Raw genomic sequence first — 1,923 nt, 5'->3', positions numbered from 1 at the left:
TACCCTGTTTCACGTTCAATCTTAGTTCGCCAGAGGGGAGCAGATCCCCGTCAGACTCCACCCTTCTCGGCTGAACTGGTTCAATGAGGGACGGATTCTTGATAGATCACGATTACAGGCCAGCTGATTTCGCCGATTGATCAGGTACCAGTCAAGAAATACAGCCGCCTGAGAGCGATGCCTCTCAGGCGGCGAACCCTGATTTTCGGACGGGCGGGTTGCCGGTCAAATGAGCCGCCCTGGCGAGCGTATCAGTCCTGGTTTTCCTTGCCGTTTTGCGGTGAGAGACCCTGCGACGAGTGCGACTGCTGAAAGAACGACGTGTGTCTCGACGTTGTCTTCCTTGCGTGCCCGTACGCGATCAAGTCCGGTGAAGGATTTCAGCCGCGAGAAGACTCGCTCGACACCTGCCCGCAGGTGTCGATGCATTCGTTCTTTGATCGCCTGAAAGATATAGGTCTCTTCGACGCTACCGGCCTCAACGCCGTACTCCGAAAGCTGCTCTTGCGGGAGTCGTTCCAGAGCGTCGTAGGGGCTCTCGATCTCCTCCCCGTGCTCCTCGAAGAGTTCTTTGATTTCCTCCTTGATCGTCGCTAACGGCGACGATCTGCGGGGATTGATCGATGTCAGTAACGGACAATCGAGCTGATCTTGGCAGAACTCACGGTTGCCCTGACTATCGAAGCCGGCATCAGCCAGTGCAGCCTGGAGTTCGTCGGTGTCGTACCGCTCTTCGAACTCCTCGATGAGCGGTTCAAACGCCACGGTATCGTTCCGTTTGCCGGTCTCCATCGTGATGGCGACCGGCAACTCGCTTGCAGCGTCGACGACAAGAAACACCTTGTATCCGTAGAACGAGCCTTCGTGTTTCCCCCAGCTTGCCCCTTCAACGTCGCCGTTTTCGATCTCTTCGCGTGTGTTTGCCCAAGCGGAAATGTGGGTGCCGTCGATGATTATGAACTCTCCAGCGTGATCGTGGTCATCGAGCAACTCGCCACACATCGACTGGAGGCAGTCACGGAGTTCGTCCGGTTGGAGATCGTCGAAGGCCCGCCAGAGGGATGTCCCGTCGGGGACATCCTCTGGCTCGACGTAGCCAAGGGCGTCCCTGAACGAGTGATTGCGGCGTATACGGCGTTCGAGGGCGTCGAAGGAGTCGCCCTCGAACTGCCGAAGCACGAGTGCAGCTGCTCGTTCGGGAGGGATCGACTGAATCTGTGAGACAGCGACTGAGAGGAAGGTAGCGAGAAGTTCGTCTCGGTAGAGGTAGCCGTTTTTGGCTGGTTCTTCGGGCGTAACATCGGTCGGTTGGTCTGTCTGACGTTGTGACAGCTGGTCGTCCCGCCGGGACGGCCAGCTGTGGAGGTAGAGCGTCGTGTTTTGCCAGTCAACGGCATGGATCTCTTGTTGCTCAGCGAGCTTTCGGAGCGGACGATAGCAGCGGCGACCGAGGAGATCGTGGGCTTCGGCTGGTGTGAGTCCGGATGGACGCCTGAACGCGAGGTGTTTGAGTGTCGATTTGGTGTCTTCTTTGCGGTGGAAGACGGCGACGCCGTCATCCACCTCGGGCCGCCAGAAGCCGTCGTGGGTAGACCGGTGACCAACGACGTGCTTGCTAGCGACGTATCTGCCGTGATGATTCAGCGAGGTGTAGAAGGCGTCCGTGGATGCGATCTGGTCGATATACCACGCTGGCACCGAGGTGCCAGCGCGGAGTTGCTCCTTCGAAGCGACCTCACCGTGGGTGCGGAGGAATTCACGAACAGCAGTCTTATGAGAAGTGGCTGTGTTCTCACTCGTGTCGGATCTGGTGCTAGACATACCTTTGATCCGACTTCTAGTCTAGTTAAAGTGACTATTCCTGATAGTAGTGACCACACTGTGATAGGTCGGAGCTAATTTCGAAACCGTGCAACGGGCTAT

General features: G+C 57.3%; 1 protein-coding gene. It reads right to left on the bottom strand.

The annotated features are described in order from the left end of the window. Positions 1–225: 225 nt before the first annotated feature. Positions 226–1,698, bottom strand: a complete 1,473-nt coding sequence (locus tag FYC77_RS19915) for a transposase (RefSeq protein WP_238387050.1) — start codon at positions 1,696–1,698, stop codon at positions 226–228. Between the last annotated feature and the right edge of the window lie 225 nt (positions 1,699–1,923).

Origin of the sequence: Natrialba swarupiae, from assembly GCF_008245225.1 — an archaeon.
In the GTDB taxonomy this organism is placed as follows: Archaea; Halobacteriota; Halobacteria; order Halobacteriales; family Natrialbaceae; genus Natrarchaeobius; species Natrarchaeobius swarupiae.
This window is presented reverse-complemented; position numbering and strand designations above follow the sequence as displayed.